This is a genomic window from Carbonicoccus niuqiaonis (genome assembly GCF_050157065.1).
Lineage (GTDB): Bacteria > Actinomycetota > Actinomycetes > Propionibacteriales > Propionibacteriaceae > Avipropionibacterium.
Genome location: NZ_CP189573.1, coordinates 907928 through 929951 on the forward strand (window position 1 = coordinate 907928; position 22024 = coordinate 929951).

Below are 22024 nucleotides of genomic sequence, written 5' to 3' on the forward strand. Positions count from 1 at the left end.
TGGCAGACTCCTGCCCGTGACCTTCTTCGTTTCGGACGAGATCGCCTCCCAGCCCGAGTGCTGGCAACGCGCCGTCGACCTTGCCCCCACCGTCGCCACCCAACTGCCCGAGCCCGGGATGCGGGTCGCCTTCGTCGGCTGCGGCACGTCCTGGTTCATGGGCCAGGTCGCCGCCGCCTGGTGGGAGGGACAGGGCCATGGCGAGGCGGACGCGTTCACCGCCTCGGAGTACCCGGCGAACCGGCCGTACGACGCCCTGGTCGCGATCACCCGGTCCGGCACCACCACCGAGGTGCTCGAGCTGCTGCGCAACCTCGACGGCGGCAAGCGGCCGAGGACGTCGGTGCTGCTCGGTGACCAGGACACCCCGGCCGCCGAGCTGGCCGACGGGGTGGTCGACCTGGCGTTCGCCGACGAGCAGTCGGTGGTGCAGACCCGGTTCGCGACCACCGTGCTGGCGTTGCTGCGGGCGGCGTTCGGCGCGGCCCCGGCCGACCTGGTCGACCGCTGCACCGAGGCGCTGGCCGTACCGCTGGGGGAGGGTTGGGAGGACGCTGAGCAGGTCACCTTCGTCGGGACCGGGTGGAGCATCGGACTCGCCCACGAGGCGGCGCTGAAGTTCCGCGAGTCGTCGAGCTCGTGGGCCGAGTCGTACCCCGCGATGGACTACCGCCACGGTCCGGTCAGCATCGCCGCCCCGGGCCGGTTGGTGTGGAGCTTCGGCACCCCGCCCGAGGGGCTCGCCGAGCAGGTCGGCAACACCGGCGCCACCTTCATCAACCATGACCTCGACCCGATGGCCGATCTCGTGGTAGCGCAGCGGCTCGCCATCGCGCGGGCCATCAAGCTGGGCCTCAACCCTGACCAGCCGCGCAACCTGACCCGCTCGGTGGTCCTGGACCCCGGACAGTGACGGCGGCCGTCATCGCCGCCGACCTCGGCGGCACCTACACCAAGTTCGGCGTGGTGGCCGAGGACGGGCAGCTGCTGTCGTCGGACAAGCAGCCGACCCCGGTCGCCAGCGGCCCGATCGGGCTGGTCGAGTGGCTGGCCCAGGAGTTGGGCCGGCGCGGCGACGCCGCCGGGGTGGACCGGTTCGGCGTCGCGGTGCCCGGGATCATCGACGAGCGCCACGGGGTGGTGGTGATCGCGCCGAACGTCGGGTGGAAGGACATCCGGCTCACCGAACTGCTGGAGCAGCTCAGCGGGCTGTCCGGGGTGGTCACCCACGACGTCCGGGCCGGCGGCGTCGCCGAACGGAAGGTCGGCGCCGGGGCCGGGGCCGACGACATGATGTTCATCCCGATCGGTACCGGTGTCGCCGCCGCGATCGTGGTGGACGGCCTGATGCTGGTGGCCGACGGGTATGCCGGGGAGATCGGCCACACACCGGTGGCGGCAGCCGGTGACAACGTGTGCGCCTGCAAGCAGGTCGGCTGCCTGGAGACCGTGCTGTCGGGGCCGGGGTTGCGCCGGGAGTACCACCGCCGGGCCGGCATCGAGCTGGCCGACGCCCCGCACCCCGAAGTGCTGGGTCGCCGGGCCCGCGACGGCGACAAGCTGTCCCGCCGGGTGATCGAGACCGCGGCGCTCGGCCTCGGGCAGGCGCTGGTGCCGGCGATCACGCTGTGCGGTCCGGAACGGATCGTGATCGGTGGCGGCGTCTCCGGCCTGTTCGACCTGATCACCCCGACCGTGGAGTCGTACCTGGACGACACCCTGACCTTCCAGCGGCGGCCCAAGCTGGTGCTCGCCAAGCTCGGCTCACAGGCCGGCGTCGTCGGTGCCGGCCTGACGGGATGGGCCACGGCATGATCATCGACGCCGACCGGGTGGTCCGCGGTGACGGCAGCCCCGTCGCGCCGGCCCGACTCACCGTCACCGACGGCATGATCACCGACATCGGTCCGCTCCCGTCCGGGAGCGACGTCACCGTGCAAGGGATCGTCGTCCCCGGTTTCGTCGACACCCACGTCCACGCCGGGGGTGGTGGCGACTTCGCGACCACCGACCCCGAGATGGCCCGCCGGGCGTTGGCGCTGCACCGCCGCCACGGCACCACCTCGGTGCTGGCGAGCCTGGTCACCGACGAGATCGACGTGCTGGTCGACCAACTGACGATGCTGCGTGGGCTGTGCCGGACCGGCGAGGTCGCCGGAATCCACCTCGAGGGACCGTTCCTGTCCGAGGCCAGGTGTGGGGCGCATCCGCCGGCCTTGCTGCGGGCACCGGACCCGGCGTCGGTGGAGCGGCTGCTGGTCGCCGGTGGCGACGACCTGGCCATGATCACCATGGCTCCCGAGCTGCCGGGGGCGATCGAGGCGATCCGTACGATCGTGGCTGCCGGGGTGCGGGTCGCGGTCGGCCACACCGCCGCCGACGTGTCGGTCGTCCGACAGGCGCTCGATGCGGGCGCGACCGTCGCGACGCACCTGTTCAACGCGATGAACCCCATCCACCATCGAGAACCCGGACCGGTGCCGCTGCTGCTCACCGACGACCGGGTGGCCGTCGAGCTGGTCTGTGACGGCTTCCACGTGGCACCCGAGGTGCTGGGGATGGCGGTCGCCGCCGCCGGCGCGGACCGGACGATCCTGATCACCGACGCGATGGCTGCCGCCGGGATGCCCGACGGACGGTACCCGTTGGGCACCTTGGAGGCCGTGGTCGTCGACGGGCAGGTCCGCTTGGTGACCGAGGACGGCACCCCGGGGTCGATCGCCGGGTCGACCCTCACCCTCGACCGTGCCGTCCGGCTGGTCGTCGAACGGCTCGGGGTCGACCTGGTCGACGCCGTGACGATGGCCACCGCCACCCCCGCCCGGGTGCACGGACTCACCGGGGTCGGCCGACTGGCCGTCGGCCACCGGGCAGACCTGGTCGTGCTGACCGACGACCTCGCCGTCGACGCCGTGATGCGCGGCGGCGAGTGGCAACCCACCTCCGAGAGGATCCAGCCATGACGACGGCCCGACTCACCGACCTGCTCAGCGACGCCCGGGAGGGCTCGGTGGCGGTCGGCGCGTTCAACGTGATCAGCATCGAGCACGCCGAGGCGCTGGTGGCCGGCGCCGAGCAGGCCCAGGCTCCGGTGGTGCTGCAGCTGTCGGAGAACGCGATCCGCTACCACGGCCGGTTGGAGCCGATCGCGTTGGCGACGCTGTCGATCGCCCGGTCGGCGTCGGTGCCGACCGTGGTCCACCTCGACCACATCACCGACACCGCCCTGGTCGACGAGGGCATCGAGCTGGGCGTGGGCTCGGTGATGTTCGACGGGTCGGTGCTGCCGTACGAGGAGAACGTCGCCGCCACCGCTGCCGTGGTGCGCCAGTGCCATGAGCACGGGATCGACGTCGAGGCCGAGCTGGGGGAGGTCGGCGGCAAGGACGGGGTCCACGCGCCGGGGGCACGGACCGAGCCGGCCGAGGCGGTGTCGTTCGTCTCGGCGACCGGGGTGGACGCACTGGCGGTGGCCGTCGGGTCGTCGCACGCGATGACCGAGCGGACCTCGAAGCTCGACCTCGACCTGATCGGCGCGCTGGCCGCCGCGGTGCCGGTCCCCCTGGTGCTGCACGGCTCGTCCGGCGTGCCCGACGACGAGATCCTCCGTGGGGTACGGGCCGGCATGACGAAGATCAACATCGCCACCCACCTCAACAAGGTGTTCACCGACCGGGTGCGCGCGGCCCTGACCGACGAACGGCTGGTCGACACCCGCAAGTATCTGGGACCGGCCCGGGACGCGGTCGCGGCGGAGGTTGCGCGCCTGCTGGGACTGCTGCGGACTTCGCCGATCAACTAGGCTGAAGGTTGTTTGTCCCACATTCTGTGCCGCTAGCGAGGATGCCTTGAGCGATCTGATCGACACCACTGAGATGTACCTCCGAACCATCTTCGAGCTCGAGGAAGAGGGCATCGTCCCGCTGCGCGCCCGGATCGCCGAACGGCTCCACCACAGCGGCCCGACCGTCTCGCAGACGGTGGCCCGGATGGAGCGTGACGGGCTGGTCAGCGTGCAGGGTGACCGGCACCTCGAGCTGAGCCCGGCCGGTCGGGTGCTGGCGACCCGGGTGATGCGCAAGCACCGGCTCGTCGAGCGGCTGCTGACCGACGTCATCGGGCTGCAGTGGGAGTACGTGCACGACGAGGCCTGTCGCTGGGAGCACGTGGTCTCGGACCGCGTCGAGGAGCGTCTGGTGGAGATCCTGCACGAGCCGGCGACCTCCCCGTACGGCAACCCGATCCCGGGCCTCGCCGAGCTGGGCCTGCCCGAGCCGCCGCCCGACGCCGTACCGCCGGTGTCCCTGCCGACCCTGGTCACCGAGGACGCCGGTGACACCCGGCTGGTGCTCCGGCGCCTCAGCGAGGAGATCCAGAAGGACAACGAGACCATGACGATGCTGCAGGAGGCCAACCTCGTACCGGGGTCCAGCTTCGCCGCCGGCACGGGCGGCCTGGGGTTCAAGTTGCAGGTCGGTGACGGGCCGGTCTGTGAAGTCAGCCCCGAGGTGGCGGCCCATCTCTTCGTCACTGTCGCCTGACGGAAGGACGCGCATGGGCAAGCCTGACGACTGGTCGGAGTTCCTGGCCGAGTTCCACACCAGCCACGCCGGTGCGATCTCGGAGGTGCTGGAGCGGTTGCGCGCCGGCGACCACAACCCTCACAACTGGATGGCCCGGGCGGTCTCGGCGCAGGCGTCGACGATCATCGACGTGGCGTCGGGCTCCGGTTCGATGGCGCGCGAGCTCGCGCGGGAGGGCCGTACGGTCGTCAGTGTCGACCTGTCGGTCGCCGAGTTGGCCATCGCGGCCGGGTCCGGTCCGGTGGTCCGGGCCGACGGGTTGCGGTTGCCGTTCGCGGACGAATCCGCCGACGTCGTCACCTCGTCGATGGGGCTCGCCGTGATCACTCCGGCGACGCAGGTGCTCGCCGAGATGGCGCGGGTGCTGCGGCCCGGTGGGGTGCTGGTCGCGATGGGGCCGACCGTGCGGCCGTTCAAGCCTTCCGACGTGCTCGAGGTCGGCGCCCTGATCGGGGCGATGCGAGGGCGGCCACGGGTGCCGGGCGTACTGGAACGGATCGGGCTTGCCGAAGCACTGCCGGCGGCGGGACTGCACAAGGTCGAGGACGCCCGGCAGCGGTACGGGTTCACGGTGGCCAACCGGGCCGACGCGGAGTTGGTGATGTCGGCGCTGTACCTCACCTCCGACGCCGCCGCCGGGCAGGTGGCGGCGGGTGTGGAGCACCTGGTCGCCCGGGTGGAGCAGCGGGGCACGGTGGTGCTGCCGGTGCCGATGCGCCGGCTGGTGGCGATCAAGTAGGACAGGCAAGTAGGACTGGTAAGTAGGACGGCTGGAATAGTGCCCGGACGGCGGGCGTTCAACCACAAGACGGTGTGCACGAGGCGCGCCCACGAGAGAGGAACGAGATGGCGGTTCAGGAACTGGGCACCGAAGACTTCGAGAAGACTGTCTCCGACAACGACATCGTGCTGGTGGACTTCTGGGCGACCTGGTGTCAGCCCTGCGTGAAGTTCGCGCCGGTGTTCGACAAGATGTCGGACAAGCACTCCGACGTCACCTTCACCAAGCTCGACATCGACCAGAACCAGGAGCTCGCCGGCCAGCTGGGCATCACGGCCGTGCCGACCCTGATGGCGTTCCGCGAGGGCGTGCTCGTCTTCAACCAGGCCGGCGCGCTGAACGGCCCGCAGCTGGGCGAGGTCATCGACAAGGTGAAGGAGCTCGACATGACCGAGGTCCACGCCGAGGTCAAGAAGCTGCAGGGTCAGCAGGGCTGACCCACCCCCGTGCGGGTCGGCCACAAGTCGATCCGTTCACCGAGACCTGACACAATGAGGCTCGGCCCGCCGCCACCAGCGGCAGGCCGGGCCCGTGTCGTGTCAGGGGTCCTGCCCTCGTAGCTCAGGGGATAGAGCACCGCTCTCCTAAAGCGGGTGTCCCAGGTTCGAATCCTGGCGGGGGCGCACGAACGCGGTCAGGCAGATCCTGTTCAGTCGGTGGCCTGCCCCGAGCAGGTCAGCTCGGCGGGATCTCGATGAGGCGGCACCCGTGCCGTTCGAGATCAACGGTGAGACTTGGGTTCTTCGCTGGCAGTTGAACCACCTCGTCGCCGCCGAAGCGGGTGCTCGCGGTGCGCCGGGCCAGGTGGCGTGGGAGTGGCACGATCACCGTCTGCGGTTCCTTGGTCAGGTTCAGCACCGACACCACATGGCCAGAACGGGATCGGTAGATCGCGTACTCCGTGGTCGCCGTGGTGACCCGGCTGAGTTGCTGCGTACTCCGCTCCGTGGCGAGTTCGCCGAGCCGCGCGATCTCCGGTTGGGCCGCCACCAGCCCCGGCCACAGCGGCGAGTCGGCCAACCGCCAGCCCGGGTCAGTCATCGAGTAGTAGCCGAGTCCGGTTGCCCCGTGGTTGATCGACTGGTGGGCCATGTTGCGCACGTCGGTGATGGTGGGCAGGTACGTCCACCCGTACGTCGGCAGGTAGAAGGCCTGCAGGATCTGCCACACCGGCTTGCTGGGCGTGACGGACACGGCGATGTCGATGTCGTGGCCGACGGTGCCGATCGGCTTGTTGTCCAGTGGGTAGATGTCGGTGGCCAGCACATCGGTTGAGTGCTCGACAGCGCGGTAGTCCGTAGGGAAGCAGGACACCATGTAGACCGGGTGCTCGTCGTCAAGAGAACGAGCCAGCCGGTAGCCGTCAAAGATCTCGTCCATCTTGTTGTTCCCGTCGGGTTCATCCATCAATGCCCAGGCAAGGACCGCGGGATGATCCTTCACCGCCGGGATCAGTTCGGCGTACCAGTCGGCATTCTCCTTGATCTGCATGCCCTTGTAGAGCACGACCAGGCCCTTGAGTCCGGCGGCCTGCGCGGCGTCGAGCTGCTGCAGCGTCGATTCGACGGTCGCCCCCGACAGCTGGACCGTGTTCACGCCGATGGTGGGCATCAGGGGGTAGTCGGCAGCACTGACGTGGTACATGATCACGGGGAAGTACGGCTCCCCGTCGACGATGAGCTCCTCGGCCTCGTTGACCGTCGCCGGTCGCTCCCACCGGATCACCTGTGAGGTGAGGGAATAGGCGGCGTTCTCGGCACTGTCGAGCAACTCGACCGAGACCTCGTACGGAGTCCGCATGGCCAGGTCGCCGGTCGCGAACTCGAAGATCACCGATTCGGCTGCGGCCACGCGCTGGGTCACGACCGGAGTGCCACCAGCCGGAGAGATGGCCAGCCGTACGGACTTGCCGGCGAGCACACCGTCGGCGGGAGTCACGCCGACGGTGACGCTGCCGGTGGTGACATCGGGGTAGTAGACGCCCTGGTCGGTGAACATCTCCAGCTGGACGGGTTCGGCCATCTTCACGAAGGTCAGCGATGCGTCGTCCCAGTGGGCGTCGCACGGGCTGAAGTAGCGCAGGTAGACCTTCGCGACCTTGGCGGTCTCGGGCACTGTCACCTGACCCGTGACCTGTTGCCAATCGGTGTTCGCCGAGCCGGGGTGGGGGATGCTGTGGTCGCCCACCCACGTCTCGGCGGTGGTGATCGGGCTGGTGTAGAACTCGAACTTGATCATGGCGGTGACGGTGGCGGGCTGCTTGGTCCACGCGTTGATCTCGTAGATGCCGCCCTCGACGACCTCCACCTGCTGGAAGGCCCACGGCGCACCTTGGGCACTGGGTGCTTGGATGTGGAGCGACGCGGAGCCGGCGCGGCCGCCGGTGGCATCACGTGTCACGAACTCGGGCGTGCTGGTCACCCAGTTGGCCGGGAGGCTCGGTTCCTGGTCCGAGACGAGGTCGAAGTCTCCGTTGACCAGCAGGTTCTCACCCGCAGCGTGGGTGGGGAGGTGCTGCAGCCCGGCGACGGTCGGGGCAGTGAGGGTGGTGAGGATGCCGGCGCGCAGCAGCGTCCGGCGTTCGACGTTGAACATGACGACCTTTCATGAATGGGACGTTTCAATCACTGGCGTTCGCAGCCTATGGCCGGATGCTTCAGTTGGGAAGGTCTGGCGTCGTCTTTCCTTGATGCACCCGTCAGCCACTCGGTGTCGGGCACGGTGCGTCCGGCGAGTCTCGGTGTGCATGATGTGGACATGAACGAGGTGTTGGGCACCGAGCGGCGCCGTTACATCCTGGAGGCTGTCCGGCGTCGCGGCTCCGTACAGGTTGCCGGTCTGGCGGCAGAACTCGGCGTGACCGGCATGACAATTCGGCGGGACTTGGCAATTCTCGCTGAACGGGGGGCCGTCGACCGGGTGCACGGGGGCGCCGTGACTCCTGCCGAGGCGAATCGGCTGGTGCGAGATCGGCCGTTGACGATCGCCATGGTGGTTCCGACTCTCGGATACTGGTGGGGTCCCCTGGCGCAAGCCGTGCGCACGGAGGCCGCCGGTCGAGGTATGCGGCTGGTCGTCACGGAGTCGAGGTCGTATGGACGCGACACTCAGGAGATCGTCTCCCAACTGCGTCAGACGTCGCGGATCGATGGCTTCCTGCTGAGCCCGCCGACGGAGGGGCCTGAGCGCCGCGAGATCGATGAGTGGCTGGCCACGCTTGATGCACCGGTGGTCCTTGTGGAGCGTGAACCGGGCGACACTCGACTGCACGACGTCTCGTCGGTGGGCACGAACGGCGTTGTCGGTGCCGCCCTGGCAGTGCACCATCTTCATGGACGTGGGCACCGTCGGATCGCATTCATGGCCCCTGCGTCGGGACCGGGCGTGCCGGCGAGGATCGAGGGTTGGCGTCGCGCGCTGATCGACCTCGACCTGCCAGCACCGGCTGATTGGCGTTACACCAGCGTGTCCCTGACTGCCTCTCATCGGGATCGTCAACTGGGCCCCGTCCTGGATGCCATGGCGGCCGACGGGGTGACGGGTGTCCTCGTCGTCGGGGACCCCCATGCGCTCGCCCTCATGGATGCTTGTCGGGATCGCGGTGTCGTGATCCCTCGCGATCTGTCAGTGATCGGCTACGACGATGAACTGGCAGCCCTCGCCGACCCTCCGCTCACGAGCGTGCAGCCACCCCGGCACGAACTGGCCGAGATCGCTGTCCGCCTGGTGACCGACCGTCTGCTCCGCCCTGAGCGCGTTGCCCAGCAGGTCCTGATCGCTCCACGGCTCACCATCCGCGCCTCGACGGCGCCACCGGCCTGAGTTCACTCGTGTTCATCCATGTGTATTCCTGTTCAAACTGCTTGCTGGACCCAACCACTGTGCGTTGACTGCCGGACAGTCGTTCCGAATCACCTTCCAGAAGGGCCAAAGATGTCCGAGCTCAGTCGCCGTGGTGTTGCACTCGCCTTGGGAGGTGCCGGGGTCGCGGCGGTCGCCGCACTGACGGCGACTCCCGCGCACGCTGCCCCGCCACCCCGAGGACGGCCCCACACCCCCTTCCGAGATGTGCGGCAGTGGGGCGCGACCGGAGATGGGACCACCGATGACACCGCAGCACTGCAGCGCGCCCTCGATTCCCTCAACGACGGCGAAGGCCTGTACTTCCCCTCCGGGATTTACCTGGTGACCACGGGGACGATCGACGACTTCATCCTCAAGATCCGCACCGACAACATCGCCATCCTCGGTGAGTCGCGCGAGACGTCAGTGATTCGGATCAAGCCGAACACAGGGGAGTACTGGGGCATCCTGGGGCGCAAGGACGGTATCGCCCGGCACTGGGAGATCCGCGACCTCGGGTTCGACCACAACTATCAGAACAACCCGCTACCCAGCGACGCTGCTCACTGGCGTCCGACCCTCCGCTACACCGTCGCGTGCTATCCCGGAATCAGCCATGGTGTCTCGATCGACACCATCGACGTCCTCAACTGTGATTCTGTGGTCTCGTTGTACTTCCCCCAGACATTCGACCGCGGGACGAACATCACGGTCACCAACTGCCGTTGGCTCTCGGCCGGGCGCGGCGCCTCGGACACCTACGATTACGACCAGTCGATGATCAACGTGGCCGGCGAGAACGTGAGTATCAGCGACTGCGTCTTCGAGGGCGACAGTTGGTCCCGAACGCCGCGGACGGCCATCGAGGTTCACGCCGACAACTTCACCTGCACGGGCAACGTCATCAAGCGGTTCCAGGTCGGGATCAACCTCACCGGCATGACCCGCGCCGGGACCGACTACGCGCTCACCTGCGTCGGCAACTCGATGGTCGTCTCCCGCTTCGGCATCGTGGCCTGGTCGTGGTCGAACAGTGGTGACACCGATCTGGATCACGGTGGAGCGATCGGCATGTCGATCGTTGCCAACACCATCCACATGCGCACCGATCTGTATCCCGCGAAGTATCCCCAACCTCGTGGTGCCGCGCTTCACCTGTTCCCTGGCCCGCAGGCGCTGCGGATCCGGGCACTCATGATCAGCAACAACACAATCGTGTACGGCGACGGCGTCAACATCCCAGACCTGCGAGCAGACAATCCGGGGTTCTTCGCTGCGATCTGCATCGCTCACAACGCGTCCCCGGCCGACACCCGTACCGACCAACTCACCGTGTCCGGCAACACGGTGCTCAACGCGCCGTTCGCAGCCCTTTCGATCTCACTTGGCGTGATCCAAGCCTTCTACGCCAGTGAGAACTCGTTCCTCGACTGCGGCATCAACGAGTTCGGCACCGTGGGCACCCAGCGCGGGCACGTCATCATCCTGGAGTCGTCATTCCTCGACGCTCCGGTCATCTCCGGCGGCCGGATCGTGATCGCGCAGGATCCAACCTTCCGATCAGTCGTCTACTACCGCGACCGCAGTCCTGAACCGAAGCCACTGCACTTCTCCACCTCGGTCGACGTCCGATCCGCCCAACTCGGACCGCTCACCACGGCGGTGATGTGCCATCCCTCGTCACGGGTGCTGATCGAGAGCTTCTTGAGCGGCACCCCGCTGGATCCCACATCGGCCGCCGCTGGCCTTCCCGGATCGCGGGTCACAACGGACCGGGGCGTTGTGCTCGAGCCGCTGGGGGACGTCTGGGTGAGCAGGGCGACAGGTACGTCGGCACCCACGGCTGGGACCCACACCGTCGGATCGACCGTGCACAACTCAGCTGTGGCACCCGGTCGACCGCTCGGCTGGGTGTGCATCACGGCCGGTTCGCCGGGGACGTGGAAGGGCTTCGGGCAGATCGACGTGTGATGGCCAGTTGACCACGGGGATGGCGGAGAGCGCCACGTAGTGACCGGGTCCGGCCCGACTGGCACGATGAGGCCATGGCTCAACGCATGGTGCTCTTCGTCTGCTGGGGGAACATCTGTCGATCACCCATGGCCGAACGGATGGCTGAGTCGGCCGCCGCCGAGGCCGGGCTCGACACCGTACGGTTCAGCAGCGCGGGTGTGTCGTCGGAGGAGGAGGGTAGTCCGATCGACCCACGCGCCGTTGCCGTGCTGAGCCGACTCGGCTGCCGGACCGACGGTCACCGGGCGCACCGGATCACCCTGGACGAGGCGCGCGACGCCGACATGATCATCTGTGCGGAGCAGTTGCACGCCGACATGATCATGCGACTGGATCCTGCGCTGGCCGACAAACTCTCCCTGGTCACCGACCACGTGCCCGGTGCCGAGCCCGGGTCTCCACTGCCGGACCCGTGGTACGGCGCCGAGACGGGGTTCGACGACACCGCCGAGACCATCGACGCCGCGCTGCCAGCAGTCCTGGCCCAACTGAGGAGATGACTCCCATGTCTGAACCTGTTGACGTGATGGCCCCGCTGCGCGCCCGGTACGCCCACTGGCTCGGCATGGACCAGGGCCAGGTGCTGCAGGACCGTGACGAGGCGGCCGAGGACATTCGTGCCCTGCAACTGGTGCTGCGGATGGAGAAGGCCACCCCGCCCCGCTGGCACACCGCACTCGGTCTGGCTGCGTCGGCGACCGCCCTGGTGTGCCTCGACCCGCGGGCGACCGACGCGGGAGGGGAGTGGCACGACACGATCGCCGACTACACCACCGGCCACATCCGCAAGGTGACGCGACGGGCGCGAGGTGCCCAGTGGGAGGCGGTGCAGGACCTGCCCGGTGCCACCCTCAGCGATGGTGACACCCAGGTGCGGGCGCTGCTGCCCGGCCGCGTCGTGGACCTCGACAAGCGCGTCTCCAAGTTGCAGGTCGGTGGCACCGACGCACCGGTCGACGACCAGCCAGCGATCGACGACGACCCCGGGGTGCTGCGGATGTGGCTACCGCCGGAGCCGGTGATGACACTCGGCAAGTCGATGGCCCAGGCCGGTCACGCGGCCATGATCGGCGCGGCGCTGCTCGCTGCCTCGCCGGGCGGGCCGGACGTCCTCACGAACTGGGTCGAACACGGCTGCCCGGCCGTCGGAATCCGTACCGACGCGGCACGGTGGGCCACCTTGACCGATCAGCTCACCGAGCCCGACCGTGCCTGGCGCAGCGAGCGACTGCTCGGCGTACGCGACGCAGGCTTCACCGAGATCGAGGCGGGCACGATCACGGTGATCGCACGCGCCCCGGGCTCGGTCTGACGAGCGCCCATCAGGTCACGTTTGGTCACCGACGGTCCGACCGGATCTTCAATCCCCACTGGGGTTCCCGGCCCTTCATGGCCGCGGCCTCGGTCTCGGTCGGGATGTGGTCGTCCGCGGTCGCCTCGCGCCAACGGGCCAACCGTTCGGCCAGGTCGTCGCGCACTTCGGCGTAGGCCGGGTCGTCGATCAGGTTGTGCCGTTCCTCCGGGTCGCGCGCCAGGTCGTACAGCTCGATCGGTGGTCGCGGACCGGGCGGGAACGCCACGCCGGGGAAGGCGAGCCCGACGTCCTTGGGTACCTCGTAGTGATCACGGTCGGCCAGGTTGACCAGGTAGCTGTGCTCGAGGGTCCGTACGCACCGGATCGGGTCGAACGTGTTGTGGTAGGTCCGTTCGGTGAAGACCTCGGCCCTCACACCCGGACCGTCACCGGTCCACATCGCCGCCTGCGACACGCCCTCCACCTCGTCGGGCACCGGGGCGCCGACCAGGTCGAGCAGGGTCGGCATCAGGTCCACCCCGGAGAACAGGTCCTCCCGGAGCCCCGGCGCGACGTCCCGCCCCGCCGGCGGCCGGACGATCAGGGCGATCCCGCTGCCCCGGGCGTACAGGGTGCCCTTGGCGCGCGGCAGCGGCGACCCATGGTCGGTGACGAAGACCACCCAGGTGTCGGTGCCGAGTCCGGTCTCGTCGAGTGCGTCGACGATCCGGCCGGTCGCGGCGTCGGCGTACGCGATCGCCTTGTGGTACAGGGCGAGCTGATGCCGTACGGCTTCGGTGTCGGGCAGGTTGGGTGGCACCGTCAACCTGTCTGCACCGTCGGCGGGACCGAACTCCTCCTCGCGCCACGGCAGGTGTGGCTCGTGCATCCCGACCGTCAGCAGGAACGGCCGGTCCGCCTTCGCGGCAGGATCCGATCGCGATGCCGCCCGGTCTCGCAGCCATCCGACGGCGGTGTCGGCCACGTCGCCCGCCCGGTTGGTCACGGTGTCGTAGAACGCGAAGCCGGTGTCGGCCGGATCGATCGCCTCGTGCTGCAGGCCGACCAACGCGGTGTCGTACCCGTGGGCGGTGAGCGACCGGGTCAGCAGGGGAGGGGTGCCGACGTACCCGTGACCGGCGTGGACGAGTCCGTTCATCCCGTTCGTGTGCGGGTACTGGCCGGTGAACAGCGACGACCGGGCCGGTGAACACTGCGCCGAACTCGCGTGCGCGTTGGTGAACCGCAACCCGGTGCCGGCCAGCCGGTCGAGCGTCGGCGTGGCGACGTTCGACTCCCCGTAACAGCTGACGGCCCGGCCCAGGTCGTGCCAGTGGACCAGCAGGATGTTCTCGGTCACGTCGTCGGCCGGCTCACCAGGCGTACGCCTCCGGGGCCTGGTTGCCCGGTCCCGGGAAGATCTCGTCGATCCGGGCGAGGGTGTCCTTGCTGAGCCGGATCTTCAACGCCTTCCGCGCCCCGTCGAGCTGGGCCATCGTGCGTGGGCCGATGATCGGGCCGGTGACACCGGGTCGGGTCAGCTGCCACGCCAGCGCGACGTCACCGGGGTTCTTGCCCAGCTCGTCGCACAACTTCTCCCACTTGGTCAGCTGCGCCTTCAACGCCGGGTAGCGGTCCTGGTTGCGCTGCTGCGCCCGTCGACCCTCCTTGGCCTTGGCGACCGCCCCGGCGAGCAGGCCACCCTCCAACGGCGACCAGCTGATCACCCCGACACCGTACGCCTGCGCCGCCGGCAGCACCTCGAGCTCGATGTCGCGGGTCAGCAGCGAGTACTTCGACTGCTCGGAGACCAGCCCGACACTGTTGCGGTGCCGCGCCACCTCGCAGGCCTGGGCGATGTTCCAGCCGGCGAAGTTGGACGACCCCACGTACAAGATCTTGCCGGCGGTGATCAGCTGGTCCATCGCCTGCCACAGTTCGTCCCACGGCACCGACCGGTCGATGTGGTGCATCTGGTACAGGTCGATGTAGTCGGTGTCCAGTCGGCGCAGCGAACCCTCCACCGCGGTCCGGATCGCCTTCGCGCTGACCCCCTTGCCGTTCGGATGGTCGGCGATCTGGCCGTACACCTTGGTCGCCAGCACCACCTCGTCGCGGCGGCCCGACTTCTTCAGCCACCGGCCCACGATCTGCTCGGTGTGGCCCGGGCGCGGGTTGCCGTACCGGTTCGCGGTGTCGAAGAAGTTGATCCCGGAGTCGATGGCCGAGTCCATGATCGCGAAACTGTCCGGCTCCGAGGTCGCCGGACCGAAGTTCATCGTGCCGAGAACGAGCCGCGAGACGGTGAGTCCGGTACGACCGAGTTGGGTGTATTCCATGATCATCTCCTGCGCGAGGACGGGGCTGCCGAACCGGCTGGTCCAGCAGTGGTTCCCGGCGCCGTCGGGACGGCTGGCTGGGGTAGGGTGTCGGCGCAGCTGTCACGCTAGCAGGAGTCTTCAGGAGGTCAGATGGGTGCCATCCGGGTCGCCATCGCAGGTGTGGGGAACTGCGCCAACGCACTGGTCCAGGGGGTCTCGTACTACGCGGACGCAGACCCGTCGCAGACCGTGCCGGGGTTGATGCACGTGGTCTTCGGTGACTACCACGTCGGCGAGGTGGAGTTCGTCGCGGCGTTCGACGTCGATGCACTGAAGGTCGGCACGGACCTGTCGGAGGCGATCTGGGCCTCGGAGAACAACACGGTCAAGTTCAGCGACGTACCCCACCTCGGGGTGGACGTGCTGCGCGGCCCCACCCTCGACGGGATCGGCCGCTACTACCGCGAGACGATCACCGAATCCGACGCCGAGCCGGTCGACGTCGCGCAGGTGTTGCGTGACACCGGAGCCGACGTGCTGGTGAGCTACCTGCCGGTCGGCTCCGAGGACGCCGATCGTCACTACGCGCAGGCCGCCCTCGACGCCGGGGTCGGCTTCGTCAACGCGCTGCCGGTGTTCATCGCCTCCGACCCGGAGTGGGCCGAGAAGTTCACCGCCGCCGGTGTCCCGATCATCGGCGACGACATCAAGTCGCAGGTGGGCGCGACGATCACCCACCGGGTGCTGGCCAAGCTGCTGGAGGATCGCGGCATCGAGCTCGACCGCACCTACCAGCTCAACATCGGCGGCAACATGGACTTCAAGAACATGTTGGAACGCGACCGGTTGGAGTCGAAGAAGATCTCCAAGACCCAGTCGGTGACCTCCAACGTGCGGCGGGACCTGGGCGACGCGAACGTCCACATCGGTCCGTCCGACTACGTGCAGTGGCTCGACGATCGCAAGTGGGCGTACGTCCGCCTCGAGGGCCGGGCTTTCGGGGACGTACCGCTCAACCTGGAGTACAAGCTCGAGGTGTGGGACTCGCCGAACAGCGCCGGCATCATCATCGACGCCATCCGGGCGACCAAGATCGCGTTGGACCGCGGCATCGGAGGGCCCCTGCTGTCGGCCAGCTCCTACCTGATGAAGTCGCCCCCGGACCAGCTGCCCGACGAGCTGGGACGGCAGAAGCTCGAGGCGTTCATCCGCGGGGAGGAGCCCCGCTGATGGCCGCCGATCCGGCGCAGGCGCCCGACATCGTCGACGTGCACGTCCACCACGGACCGCACCTCAAGCCGTGGCTGACCGACGACCCGTTGGCCGACCTGGCGACGACGGCGCGACGGGCTGGTGTCTCGGCGATGATGACGTCGGTGCTCGGCCAACAGGGCTACACCGCGCAGCCGACCGTCGAGGACCTGCAGGTCGCCAACGACTTCTGTCTCCGGGCGGTCGAGTCCGACCCGATCTATGCCGGGCTGGTCTACACCTCTCCTGATCATGTCGAGGAGTCCCTGGGCCACATGCGGCGGCTGATCGCCGAGGGCCCGTTCGTCGGGATCAAGTTGTGGGTGGCCCGGCGGGCCAGTGATCCGGCGTTGGACCCGATCGTCGGCTACGCCGCCGAGCTGGGTGTCCCGGTGCTGCAGCACGCCTGGTACAAGACGGTCGGCCAGTTGCCGGGGGAGTCGACTCCGGCCGACGTGGCCGACCTGGCACGACGCCACCCCGACGCGACGATCCAGATGGCTCACCTGTCCGGTTGCGGTGAACGCGGGGTGCTCGACGTCGCCCCGTATCCCAACGTCGTCGTCGACACCTGTGGCGGCGACCCCGAGGACGGCATCATGCAGTTCGCGGTCGACGTGCTGGGCCCGGAGCGGGTGCTGTACGGCTCCGATGCGCCGGGCCGTGACTTCGGGGTGCAGCTGGCGCGGGTGTACGGCGCCGGGTTGGCCCCCGACGTGCTGGCCGCCGTCCTCGGTGGCAATGCGCGACGGATCTACTCCCGACTCGCCCCGGCGGTCGCGGCATGATCATCGACGTCGCCGCGTACGTGGGCACCTGGCCGTTCCGCGACCTGCCGGGCGATCCCGAGACCGTCGCAGCGGTCCTCACCGCGGCCGGCGTGACGACGGCGTACGCCTCGCCCGTCGAGGCCGCACTACATGCGGCACCACACGTGGCCAATCGGCGGCTCGCCGACCAGTTGGCCGGTCACGACCTGCTGCGATTCGTCCCGGTCGTCAATCCGATCCTGCCCGACGGCCTGGCCCAGGTCGAGTCGTGGGCCGATGCGGCGGCGATCCGGCTGCACCCCGGACCGCACGGGTACGAGCTGCCGGCGGCGACCGAGGTGGTCCGACGTGCCGGGGAGCTGTCGCTTCCGGTGTTGGTGCACGTCCGGTTCTGGGACCAGCGGATGTCGCACCGCAACTTCGTCTCGCCGGAGACCGGCGCCGACTCCGTCGTGGAGCTGGCGAAGGCCTGCCCGCAGACGTCCGTGATCGCTGTGGGGGCACGGAATCCGGAGATCATCACCCTGGCCACGGCCGGGTGTGACAACCTGCGCGCCGACGTGTCGATGGCGGAGTCGATCAACGTGCTGCGGATGTTGATCGAGGCGTGCGGGGCGGACCGGCTGATGTGCGGTACGCAGGCCCCACTGTTGGTGCCGGGGGCGCTGGCGGCGAAGCTCGACGGGGTCGACCTGACCGAGCAGGAACGGGTGGCGTTGACGTACGAGAACGCCGTCGCCGCCGGGCTGCCCGCCTGACCGTGGCTGGCGGCTCACCGCTGTCGAATCGTCGTTTCGAGGAGGCAGCAGCTAAGGTGGGTCCTCGTGTGGGCAGCTTGCCCGCAGCGTCGTAGCACCTCCTCTCCTCGGTCCACGAGTGACGACTCCTGCGGCGAATGACCGCGGCACCTTGCCGCGCTCGCCGAACCAGAAAGCCTCATGACTCAGAACTTCGCCGATCTCGGCGTGCCCACTGTGCTCGTGTCCGCCCTCAAGGCCATGGACCGCGAGACCCCGTTCCCCATCCAGGCAGACACCCTGCCCGACACGCTCGCCGGCCGGGACGTGCTCGGCCGCGGTCGCACCGGCTCCGGCAAGACGTTGGCGTTCGCGATCCCGATGGTCGCCCGGCTGTCCGGGGACGACCGCCCGTCGGGCCGCCGCCGCCCGCCGCGCGGCCTGGTGCTGGCACCCACCCGCGAACTCGCCACCCAGATCGCCGCCACCGTCCGGCCTCTCGCCGAGGCGGTCGGACTGAAGGTCACCATCGTCTTCGGCGGGGTGTCACAGCGACCGCAGGAGGCGGCCTTCCGCGCCGGCGTCGACATCGTGATCGCCTGCCCGGGCCGGCTCGACGACCTGATGAAGCAGGGCATCGTCGACCTCGGCTCGATCGAGGTGACCGTGCTCGACGAGGCCGACCACATGGCCGACCTCGGCTTCCTGCCGGTGGTCACCCGGATCCTCGACAAGACGCCCAGGCGCTGTCAGCGGCTGTTGTTCTCGGCCACCCTCGACAACGGGGTGGACAAGCTGGTGAAGCGGTTCCTGAACGACCCGGCCACCCACTCGGTCGACGAGGTCACCTCGCCGGTGGCCACCATGACCCACCACCTGTTCGAGGTGGCACCGGGTGACAAGTCGGCGCTGGTGCAGCGGTTGGCGTCGGGCACCGGCCGGCGGATCCTGTTCACCCGCACCAAGCACAGCGCCAAGAACCTGGCCCGCAAGTTGACCGCGGCCGGGGTGCCGGCGGTCGACCTGCACGGCAACCTGTCGCAGAACGCCCGCGACCGGAACCTGGCAGCCTTCTCCACCGGCGGTGTCCGCGTGCTGGTCGCCACCGACGTGGCCGCCCGCGGGGTCCACGTCGACGACGTCGAACTCGTGGTGCACGTCGACCCGCCGGTCGAACACAAGGCGTACCTCCACCGGTCCGGTCGTACGGCCCGCGCCGGCAGCGACGGTGCGGTGGCCACGGTGATGCTGCCCGAGCAGCGGCGCGACACCCTCGCCCTGCTCCGCAAGGCGGCGATCAAGGTGCAGCCTGAGCGGGTGGCCGCCGAGGCGCCGGCCGTCGTCGAACTCGTCGGCGAGCTGGCCGCACACGTCACACCCGCCCCACCGGAGCCCGCCGGCGACGTGGTGCGCGGTGGCGGTCGGGGTGGTCGGGGCGGCCCGGGTGGTCGCTCGGGCGGTCAGGGATCCCAGCGTGGCAAGGGGTCTCGGGGGCAGGGCGGTACGGGTCGTTCCGGTGGCGGGCGCTCGGGTGGTGGCGCGCGCTCGGGTGGTGGCGGGCGCGCCGGCGCCGGTCGTGCCGGCGGACGTTCCACCAGCGGCGGCTCGGTCGTCGCCTGGAGCTCGTCGGGCGGTGGAAGTTCCTCCGGCCGCAGCTCCGGTCGCGGTCGGCGTCCGGCCCGCAGCAGCTGACGCCCTCGGGCGTCGAGTGGCGCGGCCCGTACGATCGGTCGCATGAGCGACTCCGGACTGCGGCAGGCCCAGGACAAGATGCGGGACGCGGAGGTCAGCCAGGCGGCGATCGACGTGTTCACCCACTACTACCGCCAGCTCGAACAGGGAGCCACCGGCCTGATCGCCGAGGACTCCATCGAGCCGCTGACCGACCCGCCGACGTTGGCCGACGTCGACGTGTCCGAGGCGGACGCGGCCGGCGCGCTCGACGCGACGGTGATCATCAAGCTCAACGGTGGGCTGGGCACGTCGATGGGGATGGATCAGGCGAAGTCGCTGCTCCCGGTCCGCGACGGCAAGACGTTCCTCGACCTGATCGTCGACCAGGTCCGCGCCGCCCGTACCGCCACCGGTGCCCGGCTGCCGCTGCTGTTCATGAACTCCTTCCGCACCAGTGACGACACCATGGCGGCGCTTTCCTCGTACGAGGACCTCGCGGTCGACGGTGTACCGCAGGAGTTCCTGCAGAACTTCGAACCGAAGCTGTTGACCTCCGACCTGACTCCGGTGTCGTGGCCGGCCGAGCCGAGCCTGGAGTGGTGCCCGCCCGGACACGGTGACATCTACACCGCGCTCGAGGGGTCGGGTGTGTTGGATGTCCTGCTGGAGCAGGGATTCCGCTACGCCTCGGTGTCCAACTCCGACAACCTCGGTGCAGCACCGAACGCGTCGATCGCGGGTTGGTTCGCCGGGAGTGGTGCACCGTACGCGGCAGAGGTGTGCCGCCGTACCGCCAACGATCGCAAGGGTGGTCACCTGGCGATTCGCAGGACCGACGGGCAGTTGATCTTGCGCGACACCGCACAGACGGCACCGGAGGAGATGGCGTACTTCACCGACGAGCACCGGCACCCGTACTTCCACACCAACAACCTGTGGTTCGACCTGCAGGTGCTGCGGGACACCCTTGCCGAGCGTGAGTCGGTGCTGGGGTTGCCGTTGATCAAGAACGTGAAGACCGTGGACCCGGCCGACGCGTCGTCGCCCGAGGTGGTGCAGATCGAGACCGCGATGGGGGCCGCGATCGAGGTGTTCGACGGAGCGACGGCCATCGCCGTGGGGCGCGATCGGTTCCTGCCGGTGAAGACCACGAACGAGTTGCTGCTGCTGCGATCCGACGTGTACGACATCGACGAGGTGGGCCGGCTGGTCCAAGTGCCGGAGAAGGTGCCGACCATCGACCTGGACGCTGCACACTACAAGAAGATCGACGACTTCGAACGCCGCTTCGGTGCCGGAGCACCGAGCCTGCGGGAGGCCACCTCGCTCACCGTGGCCGGGGACTGGACCTTTGGCCGCGGGGTCACGGTCCGAGGGACCGCTACCGTGGACGGTGCCGGTGGCGAGGTCGCCGACGGGGCCGTGCTGGCCGAGGGCTAGCTAGGGATGGCGTAGCTCGTGGGCGGTGTGGGCGCAGGTGTGACTGGTCTCGACCTGGAACGTCGAGTGTTCAATCCCGACGGGGAAGTGTTCGGCGACGCACCGGCGGATGCGGTCCAGGATCTGGGGCGCGTGGCCGTCGGTGAAGCATTCCTCGTCGACCACGACGTGGCCGGAGATGGTGGGTAGTCCGGTGGCCACGGTGGAGGCGTGAAGGTCGTGGACGTCGCGGACGTGGTCCAGGCCGCCGATGTGGGCGCGGACGTCGTCGAGGTCGAGCCCCTTGGGGGTGAACTCCATCAGCACGCCGACGGTGTCGCGCATGATCATGACGGCTCGTGGCACGATCAGGGCGGCGATGAACAACCCGGCGAGGGCATCGGCGCGTTGGAATCCGGTGGTGGCGATGACGACTGCGGCCACGATGACGCCGAGCGAGCCGAGGGCGTCGTTGGCGACCTCGAGGAACGCTGCGCGCATGTTGAAGTTGGCGCCGCGGCCACCGGCGAGCACGGCGATGGCGATGAGGTTGATGGCCAGGCCGACGATGCCGAAGAACAGCAACTCGCCCGACGCGATCTCGGGTGGCTCGAACAACCGCCGGACCCCCTCGATCGCGGCGAAGATCCCGACCGCCACCAGCAGGGTGGCCTGTGCCAGCGCGGCGATGACCTCGATGCGTCGGAACCCCCAGGTGCGGCCCTTGCTCGCCGGTCGCCGCGTCAGCGTGGCCGCGACCAACGCGACCAGCAGTCCGCTGGCGTCGGTGACGGCATGTGCGGTGTCGGTGAGCAGCGCCAGGCTGCCGGTGAGGACTGACCCCACCAGTTGCGCGACCACGATGGCTGCGGTGAGACCGAAGGCGATCGCCAGTCGCCGACGATGATCCGGTGTCGCGGCCGATGCGCCCCCGCCGTGGCTGTGGTCGTGCGCGGCGCCCATCAGCTCGCTGCCTCTCCGGTGGAGTCCAGATGCGGGCAGTGCTGTGTCTGGCCGGTCTGCAGCAGAAAGGCGCCGGCCGCGTCCAGCATCGCGGCAACCGCGTCCGGCTCTTGCAGCGCGACCACCGTCGCGCGTCCGCGGGACGCGGTCGAGACCAGACCGCAGTCACGCAACCGGGCAACGTGCACGCTCACCGTGGACTGGGCCAGCCCCAGATGGTCCACCAGGTCCCGCACTCGGTGTTCACCGGACGTCAGGTGGTGCACGATCGCCAACCTGGTCGGGTCGGACAGCGCCTGGAACAGGTGGGCGTAGAGCCCTGCCGCCGACTCCGGCAGCAACCGCTCCCCACCCTCAGCATGTATCGTCATATGA

The 22024-nt window shown here is 69.1% G+C and carries 21 protein-coding genes and 1 tRNA gene; 17 read left to right on the top strand and 5 right to left on the bottom strand.

What is annotated here, in order from left to right; translation table 11 throughout:
- Nucleotides 1-16: 16 nt before the first annotated feature.
- The 8 genes from ACQBAU_RS04085 (at nt 17) to ACQBAU_RS04120 (ending at nt 5987) form a co-directional block, all read left to right on the top strand.
- Complete coding sequence (locus tag ACQBAU_RS04085) at nt 17-913, top strand: SIS domain-containing protein (protein WP_434551195.1); 897 nt, start codon at nt 17-19, stop codon at nt 911-913.
- Nucleotides 910-1815, top strand: a complete 906-nt coding sequence (locus ACQBAU_RS04090; protein ID WP_465255096.1) for an ROK family protein — start codon at nt 910-912, stop codon at nt 1813-1815. Before ACQBAU_RS04085 ends, ACQBAU_RS04090 begins: the two co-directional genes overlap by 4 nt.
- Nucleotides 1812-2963 (top strand): N-acetylglucosamine-6-phosphate deacetylase, encoded by a 1152-nt coding sequence (gene nagA, locus ACQBAU_RS04095; RefSeq protein WP_434551193.1) that lies wholly within the window; start codon nt 1812-1814, stop codon nt 2961-2963. Before ACQBAU_RS04090 ends, nagA begins: the two co-directional genes overlap by 4 nt.
- Entirely contained in the window at nt 2960-3802 is an 843-nt protein-coding gene (locus ACQBAU_RS04100; protein WP_434551192.1) for a class II fructose-bisphosphate aldolase, read from the top strand. The genes nagA and ACQBAU_RS04100 overlap by 4 nt, the downstream gene beginning before the upstream one ends.
- A gap of 46 nt (nt 3803-3848) precedes the next feature.
- Nucleotides 3849-4541: a metal-dependent transcriptional regulator gene (locus tag ACQBAU_RS04105; protein ID WP_465255095.1), complete on the top strand. Its 693-nt coding sequence runs from the start codon at nt 3849-3851 to the stop codon at nt 4539-4541.
- A gap of 13 nt (nt 4542-4554) precedes the next feature.
- The gene (locus tag ACQBAU_RS04110; protein WP_434551190.1) at nt 4555-5322 is read left to right on the top strand and encodes a class I SAM-dependent methyltransferase; all 768 of its coding nucleotides are present in this window, start codon (nt 4555-4557) and stop codon (nt 5320-5322) included.
- A 107-nt stretch (nt 5323-5429) separates the two neighbouring features.
- Nucleotides 5430-5801 carry a thioredoxin gene (trxA, locus tag ACQBAU_RS04115; protein ID WP_434551189.1) on the top strand — a complete coding sequence of 124 codons (372 nt, stop codon included), beginning with the start codon at nt 5430-5432 and terminating at the stop codon, nt 5799-5801.
- Between the two features lie 113 nt (nt 5802-5914).
- Nucleotides 5915-5987 (top strand) — tRNA-Arg (locus tag ACQBAU_RS04120).
- A 52-nt stretch (nt 5988-6039) separates the two neighbouring features.
- Here ACQBAU_RS04120 and ACQBAU_RS04125 read toward each other — a convergent pair.
- The gene (locus tag ACQBAU_RS04125) at nt 6040-7959 is read right to left on the bottom strand and encodes a carbohydrate binding domain-containing protein (RefSeq protein WP_465255094.1); all 1920 of its coding nucleotides are present in this window, start codon (nt 7957-7959) and stop codon (nt 6040-6042) included.
- Nucleotides 7960-8121: 162 nt separating this feature from the next.
- Here ACQBAU_RS04125 and ACQBAU_RS04130 point away from each other — a divergent pair, with 162 nt between their 5' ends.
- From ACQBAU_RS04130 to ACQBAU_RS04145, 4 genes are all read left to right on the top strand, one after another.
- Nucleotides 8122-9186, top strand: coding sequence for a LacI family DNA-binding transcriptional regulator (locus tag ACQBAU_RS04130; RefSeq protein WP_465255093.1), 1065 nt, complete (start codon nt 8122-8124; stop codon nt 9184-9186).
- Nucleotides 9187-9297: 111 nt separating this feature from the next.
- The gene (locus ACQBAU_RS04135; protein ID WP_465255092.1) at nt 9298-11178 is read left to right on the top strand and encodes a glycosyl hydrolase family 28-related protein; all 1881 of its coding nucleotides are present in this window, start codon (nt 9298-9300) and stop codon (nt 11176-11178) included.
- Nucleotides 11179-11252: 74 nt separating this feature from the next.
- Nucleotides 11253-11720, top strand: a complete 468-nt coding sequence (locus ACQBAU_RS04140; protein ID WP_465255091.1) for a low molecular weight protein-tyrosine-phosphatase — start codon at nt 11253-11255, stop codon at nt 11718-11720.
- A gap of 5 nt (nt 11721-11725) precedes the next feature.
- Nucleotides 11726-12532 (top strand): peptidyl-tRNA hydrolase, encoded by an 807-nt coding sequence (locus ACQBAU_RS04145; protein ID WP_465255090.1) that lies wholly within the window; start codon nt 11726-11728, stop codon nt 12530-12532.
- Between the two features lie 25 nt (nt 12533-12557).
- On the opposite strand, the gene ACQBAU_RS04150 is transcribed toward ACQBAU_RS04145, so the two are convergent.
- The gene (locus ACQBAU_RS04150; RefSeq protein ID WP_465255089.1) at nt 12558-13874 is read right to left on the bottom strand and encodes a sulfatase family protein; all 1317 of its coding nucleotides are present in this window, start codon (nt 13872-13874) and stop codon (nt 12558-12560) included.
- A 13-nt stretch (nt 13875-13887) separates the two neighbouring features.
- Nucleotides 13888-14853, bottom strand: coding sequence for an aldo/keto reductase (locus tag ACQBAU_RS04155; RefSeq protein WP_465255088.1), 966 nt, complete (start codon nt 14851-14853; stop codon nt 13888-13890).
- Between the two features lie 132 nt (nt 14854-14985).
- Here ACQBAU_RS04155 and ACQBAU_RS04160 point away from each other — a divergent pair, with 132 nt between their 5' ends.
- The 5 genes from ACQBAU_RS04160 (at nt 14986) to ACQBAU_RS04180 (ending at nt 20707) form a co-directional block, all read left to right on the top strand.
- Complete coding sequence (locus ACQBAU_RS04160) at nt 14986-16065, top strand: inositol-3-phosphate synthase (protein ID WP_465255087.1); 1080 nt, start codon at nt 14986-14988, stop codon at nt 16063-16065.
- Nucleotides 16065-16874, top strand: coding sequence for an amidohydrolase family protein (locus ACQBAU_RS04165; RefSeq protein WP_434549818.1), 810 nt, complete (start codon nt 16065-16067; stop codon nt 16872-16874). Before ACQBAU_RS04160 ends, ACQBAU_RS04165 begins: the two co-directional genes overlap by 1 nt.
- On the top strand, nt 16871-17614 hold the full coding sequence (locus ACQBAU_RS04170; RefSeq protein ID WP_465255086.1) for an amidohydrolase family protein: 744 nt from the start codon (nt 16871-16873) through the stop codon (nt 17612-17614). The genes ACQBAU_RS04165 and ACQBAU_RS04170 overlap by 4 nt, the downstream gene beginning before the upstream one ends.
- 180 nt (nt 17615-17794) lie before the next feature.
- A complete protein-coding gene (locus ACQBAU_RS04175; protein ID WP_465255085.1) occupies nt 17795-19285 on the top strand; it encodes a DEAD/DEAH box helicase in 1491 nt (496 codons plus the stop codon).
- Between the two features lie 42 nt (nt 19286-19327).
- Nucleotides 19328-20707, top strand: a complete 1380-nt coding sequence (locus ACQBAU_RS04180) for a UTP--glucose-1-phosphate uridylyltransferase (RefSeq protein WP_465255084.1) — start codon at nt 19328-19330, stop codon at nt 20705-20707.
- Here ACQBAU_RS04180 and ACQBAU_RS04185 read toward each other — a convergent pair whose 3' ends face one another.
- Nucleotides 20708-21649, bottom strand: a complete 942-nt coding sequence (locus tag ACQBAU_RS04185) for a cation diffusion facilitator family transporter (RefSeq protein WP_434549822.1) — start codon at nt 21647-21649, stop codon at nt 20708-20710. It abuts the gene before it with no gap.
- On the bottom strand, nt 21649-22020 hold the full coding sequence (locus tag ACQBAU_RS04190; protein ID WP_434549823.1) for an ArsR/SmtB family transcription factor: 372 nt from the start codon (nt 22018-22020) through the stop codon (nt 21649-21651). The genes ACQBAU_RS04185 and ACQBAU_RS04190 overlap by 1 nt, the downstream gene beginning before the upstream one ends.
- Between the last annotated feature and the right edge of the window lie 4 nt (nt 22021-22024).

Coding starts and splice junctions, on each gene's coding strand:
- nagA (WP_434551193.1), top strand. CDS start 1,812: ATGATCATCGACGCCGACCGGGTGGTCCGCGGTGACGGCAGCCCCGTC.
- ACQBAU_RS04100 (WP_434551192.1), top strand. CDS start 2,960: ATGACGACGGCCCGACTCACCGACCTGCTCAGCGACGCCCGGGAGGGC.
- ACQBAU_RS04110 (WP_434551190.1), top strand. CDS start 4,555: ATGGGCAAGCCTGACGACTGGTCGGAGTTCCTGGCCGAGTTCCACACC.
- trxA (WP_434551189.1), top strand. CDS start 5,430: ATGGCGGTTCAGGAACTGGGCACCGAAGACTTCGAGAAGACTGTCTCC.
- ACQBAU_RS04125 (WP_465255094.1), bottom strand. CDS start 7,959: ATGTTCAACGTCGAACGCCGGACGCTGCTGCGCGCCGGCATCCTCACC.
- ACQBAU_RS04130 (WP_465255093.1), top strand. CDS start 8,122: ATGAACGAGGTGTTGGGCACCGAGCGGCGCCGTTACATCCTGGAGGCT.
- ACQBAU_RS04135 (WP_465255092.1), top strand. CDS start 9,298: ATGTCCGAGCTCAGTCGCCGTGGTGTTGCACTCGCCTTGGGAGGTGCC.
- ACQBAU_RS04140 (WP_465255091.1), top strand. CDS start 11,253: ATGGCTCAACGCATGGTGCTCTTCGTCTGCTGGGGGAACATCTGTCGA.
- ACQBAU_RS04145 (WP_465255090.1), top strand. CDS start 11,726: ATGTCTGAACCTGTTGACGTGATGGCCCCGCTGCGCGCCCGGTACGCC.
- ACQBAU_RS04155 (WP_465255088.1), bottom strand. CDS start 14,853: ATGGAATACACCCAACTCGGTCGTACCGGACTCACCGTCTCGCGGCTC.
- ACQBAU_RS04160 (WP_465255087.1), top strand. CDS start 14,986: ATGGGTGCCATCCGGGTCGCCATCGCAGGTGTGGGGAACTGCGCCAAC.
- ACQBAU_RS04165 (WP_434549818.1), top strand. CDS start 16,065: ATGGCCGCCGATCCGGCGCAGGCGCCCGACATCGTCGACGTGCACGTC.
- ACQBAU_RS04170 (WP_465255086.1), top strand. CDS start 16,871: ATGATCATCGACGTCGCCGCGTACGTGGGCACCTGGCCGTTCCGCGAC.
- ACQBAU_RS04175 (WP_465255085.1), top strand. CDS start 17,795: ATGACTCAGAACTTCGCCGATCTCGGCGTGCCCACTGTGCTCGTGTCC.
- ACQBAU_RS04180 (WP_465255084.1), top strand. CDS start 19,328: ATGAGCGACTCCGGACTGCGGCAGGCCCAGGACAAGATGCGGGACGCG.
- ACQBAU_RS04185 (WP_434549822.1), bottom strand. CDS start 21,649: ATGGGCGCCGCGCACGACCACAGCCACGGCGGGGGCGCATCGGCCGCG.
- ACQBAU_RS04190 (WP_434549823.1), bottom strand. CDS start 22,020: ATGACGATACATGCTGAGGGTGGGGAGCGGTTGCTGCCGGAGTCGGCG.